This window comes from Corallococcus sicarius, assembly GCF_003611735.1.
GTDB lineage: Bacteria > Myxococcota > Myxococcia > Myxococcales > Myxococcaceae > Corallococcus > Corallococcus sicarius.
This window is the reverse complement of the sequence record NZ_RAWG01000593.1, coordinates 1-2,021: the sequence shown is the minus strand read 5'-3', so window position 1 is coordinate 2,021 and position 2,021 is coordinate 1. Positions and strand designations below refer to the sequence as shown.

Here is a 2,021-nt window from a genome sequence, read left to right as displayed (position 1 = left end):
CCGCCCCACGATGTTGAATTCCCCCGCCGCGTCCGCCCGCAGGGCGAGGTGCAGCGCCCGGCCCGCGTCCTCCTCGTGCACCGCCTGCCAGAGCGGGTCGAAGCCCAGCAGCGTGGGCACCACGGCCTGGGACAGCAGGCGCGTGGCGGGATTGTCCAGGCTCCGACCCAGCAGGGGCGCGAACCTCAACACCAGCGTGCGCGTGTCCGGATGGCGCTGGCGGAAGGCCCGCACCTGGCCTTCCACCTCCACCTTGTCGTTCACGAACCGGCTGTGCGGACAGCCGAACAGGGGGGAGCCCTCCCTCAGCAGCGCCGGGTTGTTGCCCCGGGCGCCGTAGGTCGCGGTGAGCGACGGCACCACCAGCCGCGGCAGCTTCGCGCGGCCCACCGCCGTCAGCACGTTCATCGTGCCGATGACCTCCAGCTCGTGCGCCAGGGGACCGTTGAGGATGGGTCCGAAAAGGAACGCCAGGTGGAAGAGGGCGTCCACGGGGCGCTCCGTGAGCGCGTCGGTCAGCTCGCCTTCGGCGTCGTAGCGGGTGAGGTCCACCCGGTGGAACTCCACCTTCTTCGCGCCCTGGGGCTCCTTCGTGTCGAGCACCAGGATGCTCTCCACCGCCGGGTCTTCTTCCAGTCTCGGCAGGAGCAGCTTGCCGTAGTCGCCATTGGCGCCTGTCACCGCGATGCGCATCGGGCCCTTGCCTGCTCGGATTACTTCCATTCGCGAGGGCGGGTGTTAGCCCAGCCGTCCAGGAATGTCAGCCGAGCGTGCCGGTGATGTTCTGGACAACGTCATCCATGTGGCGGAGGGTCGACGGTCGCCATGTCCCGAATCGCGCGCCTGAGCGACGTGCTCATCAACAAGATTGCCGCGGGCGAGGTGGTGGAGCGCCCCGCCTCCGTGGTGAAGGAGCTGTGCGAGAACTCGCTCGACGCCGGTGCGCGCACCGTGCGCGTGGAGCTGGAGGGCGGCGGGGTGGGCCGCATCACCGTGTCCGACGACGGCCACGGCATGAACCGCGACGACGCCACGCTCTGCCTGGAGCGCCACGCCACCAGCAAGCTGCGCGAGCTGGATGACCTGTTCCACATCGACTCCATGGGGTTCCGCGGCGAGGCCATCCCCGCCATCGCCTCCGTGTCCCGCTTCACGCTGCACACCTCGGAGCCCGACGCGCTCGTGGGCACGAAGGTCACGGTGGAGGGCGGAGGCCCGCCCGTCGTGGAGGACGCGCCGCCCCGGGTGGGCACCGTCATCACCGTGGAGGACCTGTTCTTCAACGTGCCCGCGCGCCGCAAGTTCATGCGCCAGGGCGCCACCGAGCTGAAGCACTGCGAGGAGTCCGTGGTGCGGCTCGCGCTCGCGCACCCGGAGGTCGCCTTCTTCGCCACGCACGAGGGCCATGAGCTCTTCGCCAGCGCCGCGAGCGAACACGACCCGCGCGAGCGCATCGCCGCGGCGCTGGGCCCCGAGTCCTTCGCGCACCTGTTCCCGGTGGAGGAGCGCCGCCTGGGCGTGAGCGTGACGGGCTACCTCGCGTCGCCGGAGTACACGTTCCCCAACGCGCGCGGCCTCTACACCTTCGTCAACCGCCGCTACATCCGCGACCGCGGCCTCATCAGCACCGTGCAGCGCGCGTTCCAGGACTTCCTGCCCGCGGGCCGTCAGCCGGTGGTGGTGCTGCACATCGACGTGGAGCCGCGCGCGGTGGACGTCAACGTCCATCCCCAGAAGCAGGAGGTCCGCTTCGCCGACGCCCGGGGCGTGCAGGACGCGCTGAGCGCCGCCCTCACGCGGGTGCTCCGCGCGGCCCCGTGGCTGGGCACGCCGGAACAGCAGGCCGCCAACCCTCCGCCCCGCGACGCCGCGCACTACGCGCACGCCGTGGAGCGCTTCCTCACCCGCGCGCAGGAAGCCACCTGGGGCGCGCCGCTGCCCACCGCGATGGATGCCCCGGGCCCCGCGGGCTCCGGGCCGCCCCGTCCACCGGGTGCTCCCTACGGGGGCGGGCAGGGTGG

General features: G+C 71.8%; 2 protein-coding genes. One reads left to right on the top strand and one right to left on the bottom strand.

Features of this window, described 5'->3' with window-relative positions; genetic code table 11:
• A partial coding sequence (locus D7X12_RS41040; protein WP_120630529.1) for an NAD-dependent epimerase/dehydratase family protein occupies positions 1–723 on the bottom strand: 723 nt, incomplete at its 3' end.
• 102 nt (positions 724–825) lie between these two features.
• Here D7X12_RS41040 and mutL point away from each other — a divergent pair.
• The coding region (mutL, locus tag D7X12_RS41035; RefSeq protein ID WP_120630528.1) for a DNA mismatch repair endonuclease MutL at positions 826–2,021 on the top strand (1,196 nt) is incomplete at its 3' end.